This is a genomic window from Novosphingobium lindaniclasticum LE124 (assembly GCF_000445125.1).
GTDB classification, from domain to species: domain Bacteria; phylum Pseudomonadota; class Alphaproteobacteria; order Sphingomonadales; family Sphingomonadaceae; genus Novosphingobium; species Novosphingobium lindaniclasticum.
In genome coordinates, this window is record NZ_ATHL01000100.1 from 22771 (window position 1) to 45112 (window position 22342).

The following is a 22342-nucleotide window of genomic DNA, read 5'->3' on the forward strand; positions in this document are numbered from 1 at the left end:
GTGAGATGGTGACTGGGGTAATGGAACGCGAATCGGATCGCCTTGCGGCGATGGCTCAGCTTGCGGATGGAAAGCCGGCGCTGCTCTGGCGCAAGCTGGTCGCCGATACCGAGACGCCGGTCGCCGCCGCGCTGAAGCTGTTCGAGGAAGGTCGCGGAGATTTTCTCCTCGAGTCCGTCGAAGGCGGCGAGACGCGGGCGCGCTACAGCCTGATCGGCCTGGACCCCGATCTCGTGTTCCGCGCGCAGGGCGAGTCCTGCGAGATAAATCGCGCCTGGCAGAACGACCGTACCGCCTTCGCGCGACTGCCGGGCGATACCCTGGCCGAACTGCGCAGCCTGGTTGAAAGCTGCCGTTTCGACGTACCGCCGGAGCTTCCGCCCGCCCTCGCCTGCCTCGTCGGCTATTTCGGCTACGAGACGATCGGCCTGGTCGAAAAGCTGCCTCGGGCGGCGCAGAGTGCGCTGGACCTGCCAGACATGCTGTTCGTCCGGCCGTCGCTGATCCTGGTGTTCGATCGCCTGAGCGACGAGCTGTTCTGCGTGGCGCCGCTCTGGCCGGAAGCCGGCGCGCCCGAGCGCCTCGTCGATCTCGCGGGCGAGCGCATCGACGAAGCCCTGCGCAGGCTTGCCGCGCCCATCCCGGCGGCGGAAGCGGCTGGCGATCTGCCCGATCCGGTGCAGACGCCGGTGATGTCCGCGTCCGACTATCGGTCGATGGTGCTCAAGGCCAAGGACTACATCGAGGCAGGCGACATCTTCCAGGTCGTCCTCGCCCAGCGGTTCACTTGCGAGTTTGCTTTGCCGCCGCTGGCGCTCTATCGCTCGCTGCGCCGGGTGAACCCTTCGCCGTTCCTCTACTTCCTCGACATGCCCGGCTTTGCGCTGATCGGATCGAGCCCTGAAATCCTCGTTCGGGTGCGCGACGGCGAAGTGACGATCCGGCCCATAGCCGGTACCCGCCCGCGCGGGCGGAACGTCGCGGAAGACAAGGCAAACGAAGTGAGCCTGCTAGCCGACCCCAAGGAGCGCGCCGAGCACCTGATGCTGCTCGATCTCGGCCGCAACGATGTCGGACGTGTCGCCGCTGCCGGGACCGTCGAGGTCACCGACAGCTACACCATCGAACGCTACAGCCACGTCATGCACATCGTCTCGAACGTGGTCGGCCGGCTCGATACGGCCAGGCACGATGCGATCGACGCCGTTTTCGCCGGCTTTCCGGCAGGCACCGTTTCCGGCGCCCCGAAAGTCCGCGCCTGCCAGATCATCGGCGAGCTGGAACCGGAGACACGGGGCGCCTATGCTGGCGGCGTCGGCTATTTCGCACCCGACGGGTCGGTCGACTCGTGCATCGTGCTGCGGACCGGCGTGCTCAAGGACGGCATCCTTCACGTCCAGGCCGGCGCAGGCATCGTTGCCGATAGCGATCCTGCCTCGGAGCAGCGCGAATGCGAGGCCAAGTCCGGAGCGCTGTTCGCAGCCGCCCGCGAGGCCGTTCGCGTCGCCAGGGAGCCGGGTTTCGGCCAGTGATCGATATCTCCGCCTCGAGCCTATCCTGGTGGTCGATCCGGGCGCCGGCCTACCGATGGTGACGCGCGTCGGCAGCATCGCCGCCTTCGCGCTTCTCGTCGCCGCCTGCTCCTCCGACGCCGCACCCGAGCGCAAGGCTTCCCCGCCGCCGCCCTCCTGCGAGGGTGCGACTTTCGAAGGCGCGTCCTTCACCCATTGCACCGCCGACCCGGCAAGGCACCGCATCCACATGGTGCTCGGCCCGAAGGGTGGCGCTCCCTATCGAAGCCTCTCCGAACTTGCCGCCAGCGGCGCTCCAGGCGGACACGCCGTCGCCTTCGCGATGAACGGGGGCATGTTCGACGACAAGGGCCAGCCGATCGGCTATTACGTCTCCGAAGGCGAGCGACTGCACAAGCTGAACACGAACCCGGGGTGGGGTAATTTCCATCTGAAACCCAACGGCGTGTTCTATGGTGACGCCAAAGGCGGATGGGCCGTGCGCACTACGGAAGATTTTGCCGCCACCGTTGCGAAGCGTCCCGATTTCGGAACCCAGTCGGGCCCGATGCTGGTCATTGCCGGCAAGCTTCACCCCAGCATCGATGCGGACGGCGACTCGAAAAAGCTGCGGAACGGCGTCGGCGTCGATCGCAAGGGCCGAGCGCATTTCGTGATCTCGGACGAGCCGGTGTCGTTCGGCAAGCTGGCCCGATACTTCCGGGATAGGCTGGATTGCCCCAATGCGCTGTTCCTCGACGGCAGCGTATCTTCTCTCTGGGATCCCGAGCATGGGCGCGTCGACGGCGGACCTCCCCTGGGCCCCTTGATCGTAGTCGAGAAAGCGACGAAAGGTAGGAAATGATCCTCGTCATCGACAACTACGACAGCTTCACCTGGAACCTGGTCCATTACGTCATGGAACTGGGGGCCGAAGTGAAAGTCGTCCGCAACGACGCCCTTACCGCCGCCCAGGCGATCGATAGCGGGGCGCAAGGCTTTCTGCTGTCTCCCGGCCCCTGCACGCCCAATGAGGCGGGCATCAGCCTGGATCTCGTGGGCGCCGCGGCGGACTGCGGCAAGCCCCTGCTCGGCGTTTGCCTCGGCCATCAGTCGATCGGGCAGTATTTCGGCGGCAAGGTCGTTCGCGGGGGTCTGATGCACGGGAAGACCTCGCCCGTGACGCATGACGACAGCGGCGTGTTCGCCGGCATCCCCTCGCCTTTCACCGCAACCCGCTACCACTCGCTCGTCGTCGAGGATATTCCGGCGTCACTGCAGGTCAACGCGCGCTCGGACGATGGACATGTGATGGGTTTTCGTCACATCGACCTGCCGATCCATGGCGTGCAGTTCCATCCGGAGAGCATCGCCACGCAGCATGGTCATGCCATGCTGGCGAGCTTCCTTAAACTCTGCGGAATCGACGCGAAGTTGCCGGCGCGGATCGCAGCATGACCGCCGCCATCATGCTTCCCGATCCGCTCCACCCCATCGCGGAGGCCGAAGCCGAACATGCCTTCGGACTGATCCTCGATGGAAAGCTCGACGATGACGCCATTGTCCGGTTCCTCATCGCGCTGACGGAACGCGGTGAAACCGCCAGCGAGATCACGGGTGCGGCCCGCGCCATGCGTGCTCGGATGATCCCGATAAACGCGCCCGCCAATGCCATCGACGTCTGCGGCACAGGCGGAGACGGACACCACACGCTCAACGTCTCCACCGCAGTTTCACTGGTCGTTGCGGCCTGCGGCGTTCCCGTTGCGAAGCACGGCAATCGCGCAGCCAGTTCCAAGGCCGGTGCAGCCGATACTCTGGAAGCCTTGGGCCTCGATCTGGACCGAGCAGCGGAAACGGCCGAAGAAACCCTGAGCGACCTGGGTATCTGCTTCCTTTTTGCCGCCCGCCATCACCCGGCGATGGGACGGATCATGCCGATCCGCAAGGCAATCGGACGGCGCACGATCTTCAACCTCATGGGACCGCTCGCCAATCCGGCCAAAGTGACGCGCCAGTTGGTCGGCATCGCCCGACCGGCCTATGTGCCCATCTATGCCGAAGCCCTGATGCACCTCGGCAGCGAGCACTCTTTCGTGATTTCCGGGGACGAGGGCCTCGACGAATTGAGCCTCGCAGGCGGCAACGAAGTGGCCGAGATCAAAGGCGGCGAACTGGCGATGCGCCGCGTCTCTCCCGAAGATGCCGGACTAGCCATCGCGCCGGTCACCGCGATCCGGGGCGGAGATGCCGCGTACAACGCCGACGCCTTGCGCCGACTGCTGCTGGGCGAGCACGGACCTTATCGCGATGCCGTCCTGCTCAACGCCGCCGGTGCCCTGATCGTCGCTGGCGAGGTGGAAACCTGGCGTGACGGTGTCGAGGAAGCGGCCGAGGCGATTGACAAAGGCCTCGCCAACGCCTTGCTCAACTGCTGGATTTCCGCACTCCGGGCCTGAGCCCCGACGTGTTTTCGAGGTACCGATGTCCGACAAGCTGACCGAAATCTGCGATACCAAGCGCCTCGAAGTGCAAAGCCGCCAAGGCTTTGCAACGATCGGCGATCTCGACGCACGGGCGCGCGAGCAGAGCGCGCCGCGCGGCTTCGAAGCCGCGCTGCGCCGCAAGGCGGAAACGGGCTTTGCACTGATCGCGGAAATCAAGAAAGCGTCGCCTTCCAAGGGGCTGATCCGTCCCGATTTTCGGCCGGCTGAGCATGCTTTCGCCTATGAGCGAGGAGGCGCCGCATGCCTTTCGGTGCTGACGGATGCGCCGTATTTTCAAGGTCACGAGGATTACCTGGTGGATGCGCGCGCAGCCTGCTCGCTTCCGGTAATCCGCAAGGACTTCATGGTCGATCCCTGGCAAGTGGCCGAGGCCCGGGCGATCGGCGCGGATGCCATTCTGATCATCGTTGCGGCTCTCGAAGACGGCATGATGTCGGAAATCGAAGCGGCTGCTTTGGAGCGCGGCATGGATTGCCTCGTCGAAGTTCACAACGAGCAGGAAATGGAGCGGGCAAGTCGCCTCAGGTCGCGCCTCATCGGCGTCAACAACCGTGATCTCAAACGCTTCGTCACCGACATCGCCACTACGGAACGGCTCGCCTCGCTGGCGCCGGAAGGAACGCTTCTGGTCAGCGAAAGCGGCATCAACGCGCACGAAGACCTGGTGCGCCTGTCGGCTTGCGGCGCCCGCACCTTCCTGGTCGGCGAAAGCCTGATGCGCGAAGCGGACGTTGAGGCGGCGACCCGCCGCCTGCTCCTCGGTCACTGACGGGTTGGTAGCCATGGGCAACGCGCTCACCCACATAGATGCCGAAGGCACCGCCAGGATGGTCGATGTCGGCGGCAAGACCGACACGCGGCGAATCGCCGTGGCGTCCGGCCGGATCGTCATGACGGACTACGCGCTGGAGGCGATTCGCACAGGTGACGCACCCAAGGGTGACGTTCTGGGAACCGCACGCATTGCCGGGATCATGGCCGCCAAGAAGACCGGCGATCTCATCCCCATGTGCCATCCGCTGACGCTTGATGCGGTGAACCTCGACTTCGCCTTCGTAAGCGATGCCGTGGTGGTCACGGCCACGGCTTCCCTGACGGGCAAGACCGGCGTGGAAATGGAAGCGTTGACAGCGACTTCCGTTGCATTGCTGACAATCTACGACATGGCCAAGGCCCTCGACAAGGGGATGGTCATCGAGAGCATCCGTCTGATCGAGAAGATCGGGGGGAAATCCGGACACTGGAAGGCAGCGCCGGACGACTCATGACCACGCCCATGCTTCTTGAAGAGGCCCAGACCCGCCTGCTCGCACTGGTCGAGCCGTTGGAGGTCGAGCATGTCGACATCGGCGGCGCCCTTGGGCGCTATCTGGCTGAGCCGCTGTTTGCCCTGCGCCACCAGCCTGCCGCCGATGTATCCGCCATGGACGGCTATGCCGTGAGTGCCGGCGATGTGTCCGGGCCATGGCGGATCATCGGCGAGAGCGCCGCTGGTCATCCCTTCTCGGGGAGCCTTGAAGCGGGAGAGGCCGTGCGGATCTCAACGGGTGCCCTGCTCCCGGCGGGATCGAAGGCGGTCATCGTTCAGGAAGATGTCGCGCGCGACCGCGACCATCTGGTCATGACGGGTGAGGCACCGCGACCAGAGAACAGGCATGTTCGGCCGCGCGGCATGGACTTCGTGGAAGGAGCCTCGGTCCTTCCGGCAGGTACGCTGATCGGACCGGCCCAGGCCGCGCTCGCCATTTCTGCGGGCCACAAGTATCTCCCCGTCCGTCGCCGCCCTCGACTTGCCGTGATCGACAGCGGCGACGAACTGTCGCCGGTTTCACAGCCCTGCGCGCCGCATCAGATCCCCGCCAGTAACGGCGCCATGCTCGCCGCCCTCGCGCGCTCTGTTCCCATTGATGTAGAGCAAAACGGACCTATTCCTGACGACCTCGATGCGCTCATGACTGCCTTCGACGCAGCAGCGGACGCCGACGTTATCGTAACGAGCGGCGGTGCCTCGGTGGGGGACCACGATCTCCTTCGACCGGCCCTTGAAGCATGGGGCGCGAAGATCGAGTTCTGGCGCGTTGCCATCAAACCGGGCAAGCCGCTTCTGATCGCAAGCCGCGATCACGGATCGCGAAAACAGCTTGTGATCGGCCTTCCTGGCAACCCCGTATCAAGTTTGGTGACGGCTTACCTCTTCATGCTCCCGGTTCTCCGCGCATTCCTGGGGGCGTCCCACCCTCTGCCGCGAGCGATCACGACACGTCTCGCCGAGCCGCTGGAACCCACCGGCGCGAGGCGCGAGTTCCTGAGGGGCGTCTGGGATGGAGAGGCCGTTCGCCCGCTTACCCTTCAGGACAGCGGCGCGCTGTCCTCCCTTGCGGCCAGCAACGTCCTGATCGACCGCCCTGCCCATGCTCCTGCGCTGGTCGCGGGAGAAAGCGTTCAGGTGTTCTTGCTCCAAAATGGCGGTTATGCTTGACGATACCCCATTCGTTGCATAATTGTTCTCTCATTGTTCGCATGAATGTTCTCTAATGGCAGCCATGTCGGGGAGAACTGTTCGTCGGGCGACCAAGGGCCAAGCGCCGCAGAACATATGAGGCTAAGCAGATGTTGACGCGCAAGCAGCATGAATTGCTCCGGTTCATCCAGGTCCGACTGGAAGAAAGCGGCATCTCTCCGAGTTTCGAGGAGATGAAGGAAGCACTCGATCTCAAATCGAAGTCCGGCGTTCATCGGCTGATCTCGGCGCTGGAGGAACGCGGTTTCATTCGCCGCCTTCCCAATCGCGCGCGCGCCCTCGAAGTTCTTCGTCAGCCCGAGGATGCGAACACGAAGCCGGCGAAAGCGCCGACCTCCGGCGCCGTGGGCATGGTCGCTGCGCCGGCCCGAACCGCTCCGCTCGCCAAGCCGGCAAATGACGTCATCGAGATCCCGCTCCACGGCCGCATCGCTGCGGGTGTTCCGATCGAGGCGCTTGAAGGGCAATCTTCGCTTCCGGTGCCTGCCGCCTTGCTCGGCTCCGGTGACCATTATGCGCTGGAGGTATCCGGCGACTCCATGGTCGAAGCCGGCATTCTCGATGGAGACTTTGCGCTCGTGAAGCGGACCAGCACCGCGCGTGACGGCGAGATCGTTGTCGCGCTGATCCGCGGCGAAGAGGCGACGTTGAAGTATCTGCGCCGGGAAGGCAGCATGGTGCGCCTTGATCCGGCAAATGGCGCTTACGAGCCGCAGATCTACGGTCCCGACGAAGTCGAAGTGCAGGGCAAGCTGGCAGGCCTTTTGCGCCGCTATCACTAAGTCTGACAGCGAGGTACAGGCGCGGCCTTGCACAATTTGTTTATCACGTCCTGATTCCGTAGCCGTTTGTCGAATTTCAGCGCTTGCCGTGGGGCCACCAACCGTGATCACCTTGCGTTTCGCTGACGGTTCTCAAGCTTCGGCTCGCGAGGTGGATCGTCACGCCGCCGGTGCGGTCCAGCATCTGACGGTCCAGTTTCAGCCATTTCGGACGGCAATTGCCAGGTAGCCAGCGATCGGCAATCACGATGTCGGTGTGTCTGCAAGCCCGCTCCAATTGCATCTCGGGTACGAGCGCTCTGCTTCGGGCAATCAGAAGGTGGAGTTTCTCGCCTCGCTCTCGCAGGGCGACATGACAGAAGTCGCGGTTGCACCGAGTGCCCGGAAGTGCCGTGCCGCCTGGCAGTTCGTGTGTTCCAACAGCTTCCATCATATTGTCCAAAGCATAGTCGCTGGTATTTTTACGTAAGGTCACGAGCCGCTGCGTCATCGGATCGAGCCAGGCGACATGGCGGCCATCTCCCGAAATGAGGACATCTGGCGTCGGGATCATCAGCAAGCCGATAAATCCGGCCGAGATGGGCAGCAGGCCTAGTAGACGAATTCTGCTCGTCCAGAGTGCCAGCCATAGCCCGCCGGCAACAAAAGATGCGAAATGCCAGGCGCCCATGGCGGGCAGCGCGCTTACGGCGGCCGGTCTCGTCGCGGTAAAATGCGCGATGCTCAACAATACATCGATCCCGCGGTCCGCCGCCCACCAGACGGGAATGCCGAGCCCGACAAGATCGAGCAGCAGCGCCGTCGCCACCAAGGGCATGATGATCACCGTCGTCAGGGGAATGGCCGCAACATTGGCAAGCGAGCCGTACACGCCGGCACGATGGAAGTGGAACAGGCCGATCGGCATCAAAGCCAGCTCGATCACGACACCGGTCACGAGCATCATCGCAAGGTAGCGCAGCGCCTTCAGCGGCGGTGCCTCCTCGCGCGGCGCCAGCAACCGCTTGGCCCAGGCCGCGTTCCCCAGCGCGATAAGAACGATGACGGCCGCGAAGCTCATCTGAAAGCTGGGGCCGACTACGGCTTCCGGCCACATGAGGAGCACCAGGATGGCTGCCACCGCGAGCAGCCTCATTGAAAGGGCTTCTCTTCCCAAGGCCACGGCCGCAAGGACGAGCAAGCCCGCGAGGCAGGATCGCACGGTGGGCACTTGCGAGCCGCTGAGCAAAGTATAGGCCAGACCCGCCGCGGCTCCCGCAGCCGCCGCCAGCACGGGCAGGCGGACCCGAAGAGCCAGGGCCGGCGAAAGCGCCAGGAGGCGAAGCACGACGAAATAGACGCAGCCGATCACGGCACTGACATGCAGGCCGCTGATCGACAGAAGATGGGCGAGACCGGCATCGCGCATGTCCTGGGCGTCGTCTTGCGAAATCGCGCCCATGTCTCCCGTGATCAGCGCCGCGGCGATGCCTCCTGCCGAGCCGGCCAGACGGGAGGTGATGTGCCGCGACAGGGCCAGGCGCTGCTGCGCCAGCCAATCACCGCCAGCCCCCGCAGACAGCACTTCGAAATCGGACGTCACCGACCCCGTCGCCGACAGACCTGCAAACCATGCGGTCCGCGCGAAATCATATCCTCCTGGAAACATAGGAGAGGCAGGCGGCACCAGACGTCCGCGGAACCGGATCACTGCCCCCACTTCCGGCGCATGGCTGCGCAGACCGACCGGCAGATTGACCCGCGCCTTGATGGCACGGCCGCTCTGCGGATCGCGCAGGGCCAGAGTGAGCCGGTCGCGCTGCAATGCCGGCTGCTCATCCAGTGCAAGGACGCGCGCCGTCAATATCCCGGAAACCGGATGCGCGATGGGGGACTGGCCCACGATCTCGGAGCGTGTCCAAACGGAAAGACACCCTGCCAGAACGAACAGGGAGACCGAAACTAACGCCTGCCGCGTATAAGGAAAACGGAGCCGGCCGGCGTTCCACCAGGATGCGAATAATGCAATTGAGACGCACACTACGCAAAGGACGACCCAGTCCTCGGCCCTGGGCATCGAAAACCACGCAATTGCGCCAGTTCCGAACGCCACTGCGAGCCATGGCACTCTGTCGAAACCGGAGTTCGAAAGAAAACGCTCGACACTGGGCAAACTGCTCGACATGTGGCTCTGGCTGATCCATGGGCGATGCTGCAATGCAGCGCCTCCGGCAGGAACCGGAAGCAGAGGATCATCTGTCGTGGCGGCTTCGCTGGCCATGGCGAGCATAGGACAGGAAGGTTATAACAATGGCAAGCGGCAGTGCATCGAGCGGATCGACGACCGGCAAGACCGTCGTCACGCGCTTTGCCCCCTCGCCCACGGGTTATCTCCATATCGGAGGCGCTCGTACCGCTCTCTTCAACTGGCTGTTCGCGCGCCACCACGGCGGCAAGTACCTGCTTCGCATCGAGGACACCGATCGCGCCCGCTCCACCGAGCCGGCGATCGACGCGATCTTCGACGGCCTGACCTGGCTGGGTCTCGATGGGGACGAGCCGGCCACGTTCCAGTTCGCGCGCTCGGATCGCCACGCCGAAGTGGCCGCCGCGCTGCTTGCCAGCGGCCACGCCTATCGCTGCTACCTGACTCAGGAAGAACTCGCAGAGCGCCGGCAGAAGGCGCAGGAAGCGCGCCGTCCTTTCCGCATCGACAGCGAATGGCGCGATGCCGATCCCTCGACCTGGCCCGCGGACAAGTCCTACGTCGTTCGCGTCAAGGCTCCCCGCGACGGCGAGACCACGATCAGCGATCTCGTCCAGGGGGAGGTCACTGTCCGGAACGAGGAAATCGACGACTTCGTCATCCTGCGCTCTGACGGCACCCCTACATATATGCTCGCCGTCGTGGTGGACGACAACGACATGGGCGTAACCCATGTCCTGCGCGGCGACGACCACCTGAACAACGCTTTCCGCCAATTGGTGATCATCCAGGGCATGGGCTGGGACGTGCCGACTTACGGCCACGTTCCGCTGATCCACGGATCCGACGGCGCCAAGCTCTCCAAGCGCCACGGTGCCCTGGGCGTCGATGCCTATCGCGACGACATGGGCGTCTTGCCCGAAGCGCTCTTCAACTATCTGCTTCGTCTTGGCTGGGGCCATGGCGACGAGGAATTCATCAGCCGCGAAAAAGCGGTCGAGTGGTTCGACATGGCCGATGTCGGCAAGTCGCCCTCGCGCTTCGATATCGCCAAGCTGCAAAATCTGAACGGCCATTACCTGCGCGAGGCGGAAGACGCCCGCCTGGCGGAACTGGTCCTGCCGCGCCTGGTTCAGGCCGGTTATGAAAATCCCGACCTCGCTCTGCTCACGCGGGCGATGCCGGTGCTGAAGGTCCGTGCTAAGGACCTCAACGAACTTGCAGAAGGCGCCGCCTTCCTGTTTGCCAAGCGTCCGCTCGCGTTCAGCGAGAAGGCGCAGGCGCTTCTGACGGACGAGGCGCGGGGGCGCCTGGCCGCCATTCACGAGCGTCTTTTCAGCGTATCCGACTGGGCGCTGGAGGCACTGGAAGCCAGCCTGAAGGCAATGGCCGAGGACTTGGGATTGGGCCTCGGCAAGCTCGCGCAACCCTTGCGGGCGGCCCTGACTGGTCAGACGACCTCTCCGGGTATTTTCGACGTATTGGTTCTGCTCGGCCGGGACGAAAGCCTTGCTCGCATCGGCGCGCAGGCGGACGCCGCGACCGGGTCGCACATATAAGGAGTAAGAACTGGTGGGTGATCAGGTCAAACTGAATGCTGCTGGCACGGAATACGACTATCCCGTGCTCAAGGGCAGTGTCGGCCCGGATGTCATCGATATCCGCAAGCTCTATGCCCAGACGGGCAAGTTCACGTACGATCCCGGCTTCACCTCGACGGCCAGCTGCGAAAGTGCGCTGACCTACATCGACGGCGACGAAGGCGTGCTGCTCCATCGCGGCTACCCGATCGGCCAATTGGCCGAAAACTCGTCGTTCATGGAAACCAGCTACCTGCTGCTGAACGGCGAACTGCCGAACGCAGCCGAACTGGCGACTTTCGAGAACACCATCACGCGCCACACCATGCTCCACGAGCAGCTGGCGAACTTCTACCGCGGTTTCCGCCGTGACGCCCACCCGATGGCGATCATGTGCGGCGTGGTCGGCGCGCTTTCGGCATTCTACCACGACTCGACCGACATCTCCGATCCCGAGCACCGCAAGATCAGCTCGCATCGCCTGATCGCCAAGATGCCGACGATCGCCGCTGCGGCCTACAAGTACTCGGTCGGCCAGCCTTTCGTCTATCCGGACAACAAGCTGAGCTACACCGGCAACTTCCTGCGCATGACCTTCGGCGTGCCCGCGGAAGAGTACGAGGTGATCCCGGCGGTCGAGAAGGCGATGGACCGCATCTTCATCCTCCACGCCGACCACGAGCAGAACGCCTCGACCTCGACCGTGCGTCTGGCCGGTTCGTCGGGCGCCAACCCGTTCGCGTGCATCGCAGCCGGCATCGCCTGCCTCTGGGGCCCTGCCCACGGCGGCGCGAACGAAGCCGCGCTCAACATGCTCAAGGAAATCGGTACGCCGGACAAGATCCAGCACTACATCGACCGGGCAAAGGACAAGAACGATCCGTTCCGCCTCATGGGCTTCGGTCATCGCGTCTACAAGAACTACGATCCGCGCGCCACGGTCATGCAGAAGACCGTCCGCGAGGTGTTCGACGCGCTCAAGGTCACCGACCCGCTGTTCGAGACCGCCCTGCGCCTGGAAGAAATCGCTCTCAGCGATCCGTACTTCGCCGAGAAAAAGCTGTTCCCGAACGTCGACTTCTACTCGGGCATCATCCTCTCGGCCATCGGCTTCCCCACCACGATGTTCACCGCGCTCTTCGCGCTGGCCCGCACCGTGGGCTGGGTCGCGCAGTGGAACGAAATGATCTCGGATCCCGGCCAGAAGATCGGTCGTCCGCGTCAGCTCTACACCGGCCCGACGCAGCGCGACTACGTGGCGATCGGCCAGCGCTGAGTTTTCGCTCGCAAGAGCTGACACGGCCAATTGCGAAACAGGAAAGGCTCTCGCGCAAGCGGGGGCCTTTTCCTTTGCGGCGTGCCGTTCGACGGAATCGTTCGTCAGGCCGCCGCCCTTTGAATCGCACGGAGGCGCGTCAGCCTCGATGAAAGAATTCCCTTGATGTCAAAGCCATCTGCTCGCATTTTCGGGAGCACTGATGGGAGGAATAGTCATGTCGTTCCTCAGAATTCTCGCTTTCGTAGCGGGGCTGGTTGCAATCGCCTTCGGGCTGTTCTGGGTCGGACAGGGAACCGGTATCGTCGATTGGCCGCCGGGCAGCGTGATGCTGGGCGACCGCACCTGGGCCGTGCGCGGCGCGGTGATGACAGCGGTCGGTGCCATCCTGCTCTGGCTCGCGCGGCGCGGCAATGCCGGCGACAACCGCCTTTGATCAGCGGCCCCTGATCGGCTCTTTTCGTCAGGACTCGGCGTCAGCCGGAAGGTCCAGAATGAAGCGAGCGCCCTGCCCCGGCGCGCTCTCCACCGCCAGATCCCCGCCCATGGCACGCGCCAGGCTCCGCGAGATGTAGAGGCCCAGACCGGAGCCACCATCGCCGCTGCGCCCCAGACGCTCGAACTTGTCGAAAATCTTGCCCTGCTCCTCGAGCGACAGGCCCGGCCCCTGATCCGCGACGATGATCCGCGCCCGGTCGCCCAAGGCTTCCAAACGTAGCCATATCTGCGAGTTCTCCGGCGAATAGCGGATCGCGTTGCCGATGAGGTTCAGCAGAATCTGCATGACCCGGCGATATTCCGCCACCGCCGGCAAGGCTTCGGCAGGATGCGGCGCTTCTATGACGATGCCCTTTTCCTGGGCTCTCACGTTGAGGATACCGGCGGCCTGCCTGGCCAGTTCCGAAAGGTCCACGCGATCGGGCGCCGTGCTGAACCCTTCCGTCTCCACGACCTCGAGATCCGCAAGATCCTCAAGAAGACCCAGCAGCAGCTTGCCTGCTCCGGCGATCTCTCCGGCGTATTCGGCATAAGCATCGGGCAGCGGCCCGGCGAGCCGGGTGCGGATCGTTTCGGCATTGGCGATGATCCGCGAGAGCGGCTGACGCAGCACGGGCGCAAGGTCGTGACCCACGAGGCTGCGGCGGAGCAGGGGCTCGATGGGTTCGTGCGCCAGCACAGTGCCGGTGGACGGCGTATCCGAAACCAGGAGAAGCTCGAAACCGGCAGGATCGAACCCTGGCCGCATATGCGGGATGAGAGCGACTTTCCAAGACCGGCGCGACCCCGGAACGATGACCCGCGCCCCATCGAGCAACCGCCAGTGCAGAGGCTGCTGTTGCGTCATCTTTTCAGGTGCCAGGAATTCGGTCCAATGGCGTCCGAAGCCGGTCTGCATCGCCTCTGTAACGGCGACAAGCTCCGCCCCCTCGGACGTGACGGACAGAACACGCTGCTCGGGATCGAGCTGGGCGCTCAGTTCTGCTACGTGCCGGTCGATCATCGTTCGCCGCCGTTCCGCCGAAGCCGTGTCCTCGACCGGCGCCGGCGCCGTCTGCCAGTTCCGCACGACGATCTGGCAACCGTCGCCAAGCTCCTGCGGCTCCACTTCGACCCAGGCGGTAACGACCTCGCCGCCGTCGTGCGCTGTTACGGCGCGGGCGAGCCGGAAACCGTAACGCCGGGCCTTGCGCACCAGTTCGAGCAGTTCGGGCACGGCGATCGTGCCGGGAAGCTGGCCTCCGCAGCGCTCCTGCAGTCCGGCAAGCGGCTCGTCGGCTTCAAGCAGCCGGTCCTGCGCATCGCTGGCTGCACGAGCAATAATGCTACCTTCCATCAGCATCAGCGGCCGAGCCGACCGCTCGCCAGGATCGAGGCGGCCATGTCGGTGCCGAGCCTTTCGAAGCCTTCGGGCAGCATGGCTTCGGGGTGGATCGCGAGAAACTGTCTTTCGATGTCGGCAGGCTTGAGCCCGGCAGCACGCAAAGCCAGTGCCAGTCGCGCCAGCTGCGCTTCATGCGTGGCAAGGACCGCCGCCTCCCGCCGCAGTCCCGCCCCGACCGACAGCGCGGTCAGGAACAGCGCAGTACCCGCATGGGCGACCGAAAGAGCGACGTGGTACGCGCCGCCAAGGCCGGTCAACAGCCGCCCGGCGAGTGCCAGGCGCGTGGCGCCTTCGTCGTACCGGCGCCGCAAGTCCCCCTCTACCGACATCAGCCTTTCGCTCTCCGGCGCACGGCCGGTCACGGCCTGGCGTGCAGCCAGCAGGACACGGTGGAGAAGATCGCCCGGCAGTTCCTCCAGAGGCAGGCTCATGCGGCGCTGCGCCTGACACCAACGGGCCTGGGCGGCCAGCCAGCTTACGGCATTGCCATGGACGGTTCCCTCGGCCGAGGCCAACATCGCCTGGACGAGCGGCGGCACCACCGGATCCAGCCCCAGACGCACCTGCAACCGCTCCGTCATCTGCCATTCCAAAGCCAGGGCATGGACGTGCGACAGAAGAAGCGCGTCGGCCATGAGCGCGCGAGCAAGATCTTCGGCGTCTTCGGCAAACGGCTGGGCGTGATCCTCGCCGAGATGGAGTGGACTGACGATCTGGCGCGCCATGTCGGCGATCATGCCCCGTACCCGGGCCAGGATCTCGTCGCTGAACAGCGCGCTATCCTCGGCGGCAAGCAAGTACTGCAGGATGGGCAGCACACTGTCGGCCATGGCATCGCCGCGCGCCAGATCCGCACGGAGCAAGGCTTCGGCAGTCTGGTCGTCGGCCGGATGAACAGCGTTGTCGATCATCCGTCCCGTTTACCCTGTACTTGGTTAAGTCCCGGTTAGTCCTTGCGACGTAGCGGAAGAACCATCCCGACCACAACGAGCGTGACAGCCAGAACTTCCACCAGGCCCTCAACTTGCCCGAATCCTGCGGCAAAAGCTAGCGCCAGTCCCAATGTGGCACGGTCCGCGACCAGCGAAGCGACGGCTCCGGTCACGAAGCGGGGAATCATCGCCAGCAGCAGCATCAACATGGTCGCCGGGAACAGCCAGGAGATCAGCGATTCGCCGCCGAGGCGAGGAATTCCGGCGAGAAGCGACAGTCCGAAGGCCGTATCGACCAGCCAGCGCAGCACGTCCGTACGCGGGATCGCGGGCGGCAGCTGCCCCAGAGCATGCCGCTCGGCGATGCGCAGGAACCGGCAGGCTTCGACCAGAAGCGATGCGGCGGTGAGAGAAAGGAAGGCCGCGACCACCAGTCCGAACCAGGCGAAGCCACCGGCAAGCGCCAGAACCGTCAGGACCGCCAGGCTCATGATATTGGAGGCATTGCCGGCATGGAGCAGGGACGAGCCAAACGTGAGCACGCCGTAGCGGGCCACGGCGCGACCGGGCGCGGCCGTTTCCCCATTGGCGAAACGCTCTCTTAGCCAGTCGATTTCAACCGCATGCGCGTCCGCCTCGTCGCGGATCAGCCGCCAGTTGATCCCGGTGCGCAAGGCAGCCGGAACTTCGCGCATCGCCACGCCGGACTGCAAGGCGATCCGCGTCAACGCCGAGGAAACGTCGCAATCCTCGGGCAGCTGCTGGAGGCTTTCGACGAGTTGGCCCGGTATCCGCATCACGCCTGCACTGGCGCGGTTGATGTCGATTCGTTCAAAGCCGGCCGCCAATCCGCCTTCCACGGGCTGAACGAGAACGGCTGACGTTCTTCCCTCGAAAAGGGGAACGACACCGACGGGATCGACGAAAAGCGCCTCGTCAATCACCACCAATTCGTCATTCGCCGTCACCAGGCCGGCGAGCGGTCTCGCACCGGTGGCGATGTGGAATTGCAGGCCGGCATCTTCGGCCTTGTGCTGAAAGGCGATCATCTCCGGCGATGACCCGCGTGCGACGCAGATCACCCGCTGGCAGTCGAGCGCCAAGGCCAGGCCGAGCTGGTGCTGCGCAAGCGTGGCACCGCCCACCCGCAGGAATGCGCGCGGCACCGTCTGCCCCGCGACCGCAGGCTCCATCATGGCGAGCAACGCTATACGCAGTGTATCAACCTCCGGCGAGCCCCGAGCCGTTAAGCCCCGACGTCTTGGCTCCTGAACCACTTATGCAAAGGGCTGCTCGATGCCAAGCTCGACACGCTCATCCGGCGGCGGAAAACTCGGCGACATAAGTGCGCAGATGCCGGATCACCGTTGGCTCACCCGGAGCGCTATCCAGCGCACGGTCCGCCAATTCCAGCAGGGCCGAGGAATGAAAGCTTGCCGCCAGCCCCTTGAGCCGCATCGCCGCGACCTGCCAATTGCCGTCGCAGCGGGCCCGCGAAAGCAGATCGACCTGCCGCGCCACGCCCTCCACATAGGAAGCGCGCAGTTCCGCAAAAAGCGTGGGATCTCCGCCCGCTGCCGCGGCCAGGGTCTCTTCGAGGGCGCCTGCTTCATATGCCATTTCCCCAGCTTAATGCCCGAAGGGTTAAAGCGGGCTTTATCCCAGCCCCTGCCGTGGTATCCTGGGCGCATGGCTGGGGAAAACACGATCATCGCATTCGACGCGAACGGCAGCGAAGACAGTTCGGACCGCGCTTCAGACAGCAAACCGGAAAACCGCATGAACGAATTTTCGGCTTCGGCCGCTGCTTCGGCCACCGCAGCCGGCACGCCGGCCCTGGCGCAGGACCGCGAGGAGATCTCGGACGACGCCTGGCGCAACGCCTGGGTCGCGGCGGACGGGCCTGCGGGCAACGGCGCGCGTGACTGGCTCGCGCCGGTGCTCGCAGGCGGTTCCGCCCTGGCCTGGACCGGCTTCCTCATCTACGTCCGCTTGCTCCATCCCGGCGGGCGCGGAGAAGGCACTTCGGGCCTGGCGGCCGTTCCGGCACTTATCGTGCAATGGACGGTTCCCCTGCTTCTGATCGGCACCTTGTGGCTTCTGGCGCTGCGTCACAGCACCCGGGAAACGCGGCGGTTCGGCCACGTCGCCCGGGCTTTGTCGAACGAGTCCGCCCAGCTGGAAACGCGTCTGATCACGGTCAACCGCGAGCTGAGCCTCGCCCGCGAGTTCATCGCCGCCCAGTCCCGCGATCTCGAATCCCTGGGACGGATCGCCGCCGAACGACTGTCCGGCAACGCGGCGCACTTGCAGGAGCTGATCCGCGATAACGGCGCGCGGGTCGATACGATCAGCGGCGTCAGCCAGGTCGCCCTCGACAATATGGAGAAGCTGCGCAGCCAGCTTCCCGTGATCGCCAGCTCGGCAAAGGACGTGACCAACAACATCGGCAATGCCGGGCGGGCGGCCCATGTCCAGCTCGAAGACATGATCAACGGCTTCAACCGTCTCAACGAGTTCGGATCCGCAAGCGAGCGGCAGGTCGCTCAATTGCGCGAAGCCGTGGAAGCCGCGCTGGCGCAGATCCATGGCCGCAGCGAACAGATCGGCCGTTTTGCCGACGAACGCTTCGCCTCCCTCGCCGAACGCGGAGAGGCCCTGCGCAGTGAACTGGACGGCCATGAGACTGCCGCACTGGCGGCCATTCGCGCGCGCTCTGCCGCCCTCGAAGCCGAAATCGTCCACACGCGCGGTCAACTCGATCGTCACGAGGAAGAAAGTCTGACATCGCTGCGCGCACGCCTGGTTGCCTTGCGCGAAGAAAGCGATGTCGTTTCACGCGCGCTCCGCGATGGCGAAGGACGAGCCGCCGAAGCCTGGCGCCAGGCGCTCGACGACCTGCACGAGGAGCAGGCAGAAGTCGGGCGGAGCATTGCGCGCACGCAGGAAGCATCGATATCCGCGCTTCGCGACAGCCTGGCCGTCATCGGAGACGACGCCGAAGCGCTCGATCGCCAGATCGCTGTCCGGCGCGAAAAGCTCGCCGAAGAAGCCGGCGAACGTCTGGCCCGTCAGGCTGAACAGGAACGTCATGCGATCGCCCGTATCGAACAGATGGTCGGCGATCTCGACAACGCTATGGCAGAGCGCCTGGAGGCCCACCGGCTCCAGGCCGCCACCCTTGGCGAGCGCGCTCGCGCGATCACCGGTGAGCTTGGCGAGTACGAAACGCGTTTGGCAGCCATCGTCGAAAGCGGCGAGGCGCTGGAAACGCGCTTGCGCGGCAGCCTTTCCGCGCTGACCGAACACTTGACCGCTGCCCGGGCCACGCTGTCCGCAACCGACAGCGAAGCCGACAAGCTGACCGAGACCAGCGTGCGCCTGCTGGAACTGATCCAGGGCAGCGCGCGCTACGCCCAGAACGATCTTCCGGAAGCGCTGGCAGTCTCGGAAAATCGGCTCGACCGTCTTCATGCCGGCGTCGCCGGTGTCCTCGAAGCGCTGCGCCAAGCAGCACTCAGCGGCGAAGAACTGGCGGGCGGTGTCGAGCAGTCGGGAACCAACCTCAAGGACTTCGCCGACGAACTTTCGGCAATGCATTCGGAACTCTCCGAACATGGCGCCGCCCATGCAAAGCTCCTCCAGGTCCTGCACAGCTCGCTCACCGATATCGACGAGGCAACGCAGACGGCCGCCGATCGTGCCAAGGGCGAATTGCGTGAAGCGATCGCAGTTCTGGGCACGACCATCGACCAGAGCATCGCCGCGATAGAGACGGACAGCGCCGCGCGTATCTCACGAGTCGCGGAAAGCCTTGGCACTGAAAGCGCCCAGGCCATCGACCGGTCCATGCGTACGCGGGTCGCCGAAGTTACCGGTCAGCTGGACCAGGCCGTCGCTCACGCCTCTGGCGCCTCTCGCGAGGCGACCATCCAGCTTCGGGATCAGCTCGCGAAAGTCGAGGAACTGGTCGGCAATCTGGAAAACCGCGTCGCGCAGGCGCGCGCCAAGGCGGAGGAACAGGTGGACAACGACTTCGCGCGTCGCGCCGCACTGATCACGGAGTCGCTCAATTCCAATTCGATCGATATTGCCTCGGCCCTGTCCAGCGAAGTCTCCGATACGGCCTGGGCCTCTTATCTTCGCGGCGACCGGGGCATCTTCACGCGTCGCGCCGTGTCTCTGCTGGATGCGGGCGAGATCAAGTCTATCCAGCAGCTTTACGAGCGAGACGAAGCCTTCCGAGAGCATGTCAGCCGCTACATACACGATTTCGAGTCGATCCTGAGACAGATCCTGTCGACGCGGGACGGCAATGCGCTGGGCGTAACCCTGCTCTCTTCGGACATGGGCAAGCTCTACGTAGCCCTGGCTCAGGGCATCGAGCGTCTGCGAAGCTGATCCGAACTTAGTCCTCCAACAACGAAAAAGCCCGCTTCAGGTGAAGCGGGCTTTTTTGTTCGTCAGTAGCCGAGGTCCTGGACCGGCGGTCTCCCGAAGACGTTCAGATCCTCCACGGTAATCCACTGCTCCGCATAGTTGGCGTAGTAGAGCCCGAACAGCGCCAAGGCGAGAACCGTCGCCCGCGCGGCGATCACACGCGGCCGGAAATTGACCGGGGCACTGTCCGCATGACCTTTTGCGACGGTATGGCCTTTGACGTCGCCAGGCGTCCGCAATCCGACAGGCATGACGAGGAAGGCGCTCAGGACCCAGAACAGGCCGTAGATCGCCACCATCGAGGTCCATTGCATCGCCATCGGCTCAATCCTCCAGCAGCATCACCTGTACTTGCGGCTTCTTGCCCGACCAGCGCGTGGCCGCGCGCCGCGCCGCAAGCCGCGCCGCTTCGACGCGGACTTCCCGATCAGACTTCTTCGCCCGGCCCAGCGCATCCGCAACGTCACGCTGCGCTTCCTCCACGAACTTGGGATAGTCCTCGTCCAGTGGCAAGCCGATGGCGGCAACCTGCACATGGCCGCGGCGGTCGGCCGCTACCGAGACCACGCCGTTCAGGGCGATCCGCCGACGCATGACCATCGACTCACCATCTGCAGGAGCAATGATGTCTCCGTCCAGGATCAGGCGCCCGGAATGCACTTCGCCGAATTTTCCGGGACGGCCCGGCGCTAGCCGGACCAGATCGCCGTTCTTCTGGAACACCGCATGCGGAATGCCGCTTTCCAGGCCCAGGCGCGCCTGCTCGCGCATATGCCGGATCTCGCCGTGGACCGGCAGCAATATCTCCGGCTTGAGCCAGCCATAAAGCGCCACCAATTCGGGACGCCCCGGATGACCCGAGACGTGGATCATGCTCTGGCGATCGGTGACGATCACGATCCCGGCATCCGACAGGCGGTTCTGAATGCGACCGATCGGGATCTCGTTGCCGGGAATCTGGCGACTGGAGAACAGCACCACATCGCCCTTCTCGAGCTTGATAGGGTGATTGCCTTCCGAAATACGCGAGAGCGCCGCGCGAGACTCGCCCTGCCCTCCCGTCGCCACGATGAGGACTTCGCCGCGCGGGAGATCCATTGCCGTTTCGATATCGACCAGTTCGGGCAACTTCTTGAGATAGCCGCTCGCCTGTCCGGTCTCGATGATCCGGTCCAGCGAGCGCCCCGCAACGCAGAGCTTTCGATTGGTCTTCCGGGCGATCTCGCCCAAGGTCTGCAACCGAGCCACATTGGACGCGAACGTCGTGACGAGAACGCGCCGGCCGCGGTGTTTCTTCACCTCTTCCAACAGACCGCGGTAGACTTCACCCTCGGAACCGGATGCCTCGGGATTGAACACGTTGGTGGAATCGCAGACCAGAGCCAGGACGCCGCCCTTGCCGATTTCCGTCAATTCGGCCTGAGTCGCGGGCGTGCCCACTTGCGGCTCGTCATCCAGCTTCCAGTCGCCGGTGTGGAAGATACGGCCGAACGGCGTGTCGATCAGCAGCGCGTTACCTTCGGCGATCGAATGCGCCAGCGGCACATAGCGGATCCCGAACGGGCCGATCTGGAACGGATCGAGATGGTCGATGACAATGAGTTCCACGTCACCCAGAATGCCCGCCTCTTCCAGCTTCGCCGCGACCAGTCGCGCGGTGAACGGCGTGGCGTAGATCGGTACGTTCAGTTCCTGAGCGAAATAGGGAACCGCGCCGATGTGATCTTCATGGGCATGTGTCAGCACGATGCCCAGCAGGTTCTCGCGCTCACCCTCGATGAAGTCCAGGTCGGCGAACACCAGATCCACGCCGGGATACTCGTTCATGCCGAAGGTCATGCCCAGGTCGACCATCAGCCATTTGCCCTGGCAGCCATAGAGATTGACATTCATGCCAATCTCGCCGGAGCCCCCGAGCGCACAAAACAGCAGTTCGTTACCTGGAATCACGTCTTCGATGCCCTTTCGGCAAGAATGGCGAGGCCTTCGAGCGTCAGGTCGGGATCGACCGCGTCGAAAATATCGGAAGCCTCGTCGAACAGTACAGCCAGCCCGCCGGTCGCGATGACCTTGGCGGGGCGCCCGATTTCGGCACGCATGCGCGCGATCAGGCCCTCCATCATCGCCACATAACCCCAGAACACGCCGATCAGCATCTGGTCTTCGGTATTGCGGCCGATCACGCTCTTGCTCGGGGGAACGGCAATGGCAATGCGCGGCAGCTTGGCGGTATTGCCCACCAGCGCGTCCAGCGAGAGATTGATGCCGGGCGCGATGATGCCGCCCTTGTAGGCGCCATGGTAGTCTACCACGTCGAAAGTCGTCGCGGTGCCGAAATCGACGACGATCAGGTCGCCCCCATGGCGCTCGTGCGCCGCGATGGCGTTGACGGCCCGGTCGGCACCTAGCGACTTGGGCTGATCGACGTCGATGTCGATCGCGTATTCCGCCTTGCCGGCGCCTGCCACCAGGGGCTCCACGTCGAAGTAATGGCGGCAGAGAATCTCTAGGTTGTGCAGCGCGCGCGGCACTACGGTCGAGATGATGATGCTCTTGATCTCATCGGCCGCCACGCCCCGGATCGAGAGAAGCTGCATCAGCCAGACTGCGTATTCATCGCCCGTGCGGCGCGGATCGGTGGCGATGCGCCAGCGGCCGCGCAAGGTGCGGCCTTCGAATAGCGCGAAGACGACATTGGTGTTGCCGGCGTCTATGGCAAGCAGCAT

General features: G+C 64.4%; 20 protein-coding genes. 12 read left to right on the top strand and 8 right to left on the bottom strand.

The features are described from left to right. Positions 1-20 precede the first annotated feature (20 nt). The 8 genes from L284_RS39715 (at position 21) to lexA (ending at position 7321) form a co-directional block, all read left to right on the top strand. Complete coding sequence (locus L284_RS39715) at positions 21-1532, top strand: anthranilate synthase component I family protein (RefSeq protein ID WP_021234949.1); 1512 nt, start codon at positions 21-23, stop codon at positions 1530-1532. 55 nt (positions 1533-1587) lie between these two features. Next, positions 1588-2376 carry a phosphodiester glycosidase family protein gene (locus tag L284_RS39720; RefSeq protein ID WP_040713744.1) on the top strand — a complete coding sequence of 263 codons (789 nt, stop codon included), beginning with the start codon at positions 1588-1590 and terminating at the stop codon, positions 2374-2376. Continuing rightward, the gene (locus tag L284_RS39725) at positions 2373-2969 is read left to right on the top strand and encodes an anthranilate synthase component II (protein ID WP_021234951.1); all 597 of its coding nucleotides are present in this window, start codon (positions 2373-2375) and stop codon (positions 2967-2969) included. Before L284_RS39720 ends, L284_RS39725 begins: the two co-directional genes overlap by 4 nt. Further along, positions 2966-3970: an anthranilate phosphoribosyltransferase gene (trpD, locus tag L284_RS39730; protein WP_021234952.1), complete on the top strand. Its 1005-nt coding sequence runs from the start codon at positions 2966-2968 to the stop codon at positions 3968-3970. The genes L284_RS39725 and trpD overlap by 4 nt, the downstream gene beginning before the upstream one ends. Positions 3971-3995: 25 nt before the next feature. Continuing rightward, the gene (gene trpC, locus L284_RS39735; protein WP_021234953.1) at positions 3996-4787 is read left to right on the top strand and encodes an indole-3-glycerol phosphate synthase TrpC; all 792 of its coding nucleotides are present in this window, start codon (positions 3996-3998) and stop codon (positions 4785-4787) included. A 13-nt stretch (positions 4788-4800) separates the two neighbouring features. After that, positions 4801-5286 (top strand): cyclic pyranopterin monophosphate synthase MoaC, encoded by a 486-nt coding sequence (moaC, locus tag L284_RS39740; RefSeq protein WP_021234954.1) that lies wholly within the window; start codon positions 4801-4803, stop codon positions 5284-5286. Further along, positions 5283-6497, top strand: coding sequence for a molybdopterin molybdotransferase MoeA (locus L284_RS39745; protein ID WP_021234955.1), 1215 nt, complete (start codon positions 5283-5285; stop codon positions 6495-6497). The genes moaC and L284_RS39745 overlap by 4 nt, the downstream gene beginning before the upstream one ends. A gap of 131 nt (positions 6498-6628) precedes the next feature. Then, positions 6629-7321, top strand: coding sequence for a transcriptional repressor LexA (gene lexA, locus L284_RS39750; RefSeq protein WP_021234956.1), 693 nt, complete (start codon positions 6629-6631; stop codon positions 7319-7321). A gap of 76 nt (positions 7322-7397) precedes the next feature. On the opposite strand, the gene L284_RS39755 is transcribed toward lexA, so the two are convergent. Beyond that, complete coding sequence (locus L284_RS39755; RefSeq protein ID WP_031342663.1) at positions 7398-9581, bottom strand: ComEC/Rec2 family competence protein; 2184 nt, start codon at positions 9579-9581, stop codon at positions 7398-7400. 29 nt (positions 9582-9610) lie between these two features. Between L284_RS39755 and gltX the strand changes: the two genes are divergently transcribed. From gltX to L284_RS39770, 3 genes are all read left to right on the top strand, one after another. Beyond that, positions 9611-11065, top strand: coding sequence for a glutamate--tRNA ligase (gltX, locus tag L284_RS39760; RefSeq protein WP_021234958.1), 1455 nt, complete (start codon positions 9611-9613; stop codon positions 11063-11065). Between the two features lie 13 nt (positions 11066-11078). Beyond that, positions 11079-12362, top strand: a complete 1284-nt coding sequence (locus L284_RS39765; RefSeq protein WP_021234959.1) for a citrate synthase — start codon at positions 11079-11081, stop codon at positions 12360-12362. A 217-nt stretch (positions 12363-12579) separates the two neighbouring features. Then, entirely contained in the window at positions 12580-12798 is a 219-nt protein-coding gene (locus L284_RS39770; protein WP_021234960.1) for a hypothetical protein, read from the top strand. A gap of 27 nt (positions 12799-12825) precedes the next feature. Here the strand turns inward: L284_RS39770 and L284_RS39775 are convergent, their stop codons facing one another. The 4 genes from L284_RS39775 to L284_RS39790 all read right to left on the bottom strand — a co-directional run bounded on the left by L284_RS39775 (position 12826) and on the right by L284_RS39790 (position 16796). After that, positions 12826-14202, bottom strand: coding sequence for a sensor histidine kinase (locus tag L284_RS39775; protein WP_021234961.1), 1377 nt, complete (start codon positions 14200-14202; stop codon positions 12826-12828). Further along, positions 14202-15155: a hypothetical protein gene (locus L284_RS39780; protein ID WP_021234962.1), complete on the bottom strand. Its 954-nt coding sequence runs from the start codon at positions 15153-15155 to the stop codon at positions 14202-14204. Before L284_RS39780 ends, L284_RS39775 begins: the two co-directional genes overlap by 1 nt. A gap of 35 nt (positions 15156-15190) precedes the next feature. Then, positions 15191-16372, bottom strand: a complete 1182-nt coding sequence (locus tag L284_RS39785; RefSeq protein ID WP_021234963.1) for a hypothetical protein — start codon at positions 16370-16372, stop codon at positions 15191-15193. Positions 16373-16490: 118 nt separating this feature from the next. Further along, positions 16491-16796, bottom strand: a complete 306-nt coding sequence (locus tag L284_RS39790) for a hypothetical protein (RefSeq protein ID WP_021234964.1) — start codon at positions 16794-16796, stop codon at positions 16491-16493. Positions 16797-16955: 159 nt separating this feature from the next. Here L284_RS39790 and L284_RS39795 point away from each other — a divergent pair, with 159 nt between their 5' ends. Beyond that, entirely contained in the window at positions 16956-19577 is a 2622-nt protein-coding gene (locus tag L284_RS39795; RefSeq protein WP_235054443.1) for a coiled-coil domain-containing protein, read from the top strand. Between the two features lie 62 nt (positions 19578-19639). On the opposite strand, the gene L284_RS39800 is transcribed toward L284_RS39795, so the two are convergent. From L284_RS39800 to L284_RS39810, 3 genes are read right to left on the bottom strand one after another with little or no spacing between them, the layout of a single operon-like run. After that, complete coding sequence (locus L284_RS39800) at positions 19640-19930, bottom strand: DUF1467 family protein (protein WP_031342666.1); 291 nt, start codon at positions 19928-19930, stop codon at positions 19640-19642. Positions 19931-19940: 10 nt separating this feature from the next. Then, positions 19941-21566 (bottom strand): ribonuclease J, encoded by a 1626-nt coding sequence (locus L284_RS39805; RefSeq protein ID WP_031342668.1) that lies wholly within the window; start codon positions 21564-21566, stop codon positions 19941-19943. Further along, on the bottom strand, positions 21563-22342 hold the full coding sequence (locus L284_RS39810) for a type III pantothenate kinase (protein ID WP_021234968.1): 780 nt from the start codon (positions 22340-22342) through the stop codon (positions 21563-21565). Before L284_RS39810 ends, L284_RS39805 begins: the two co-directional genes overlap by 4 nt.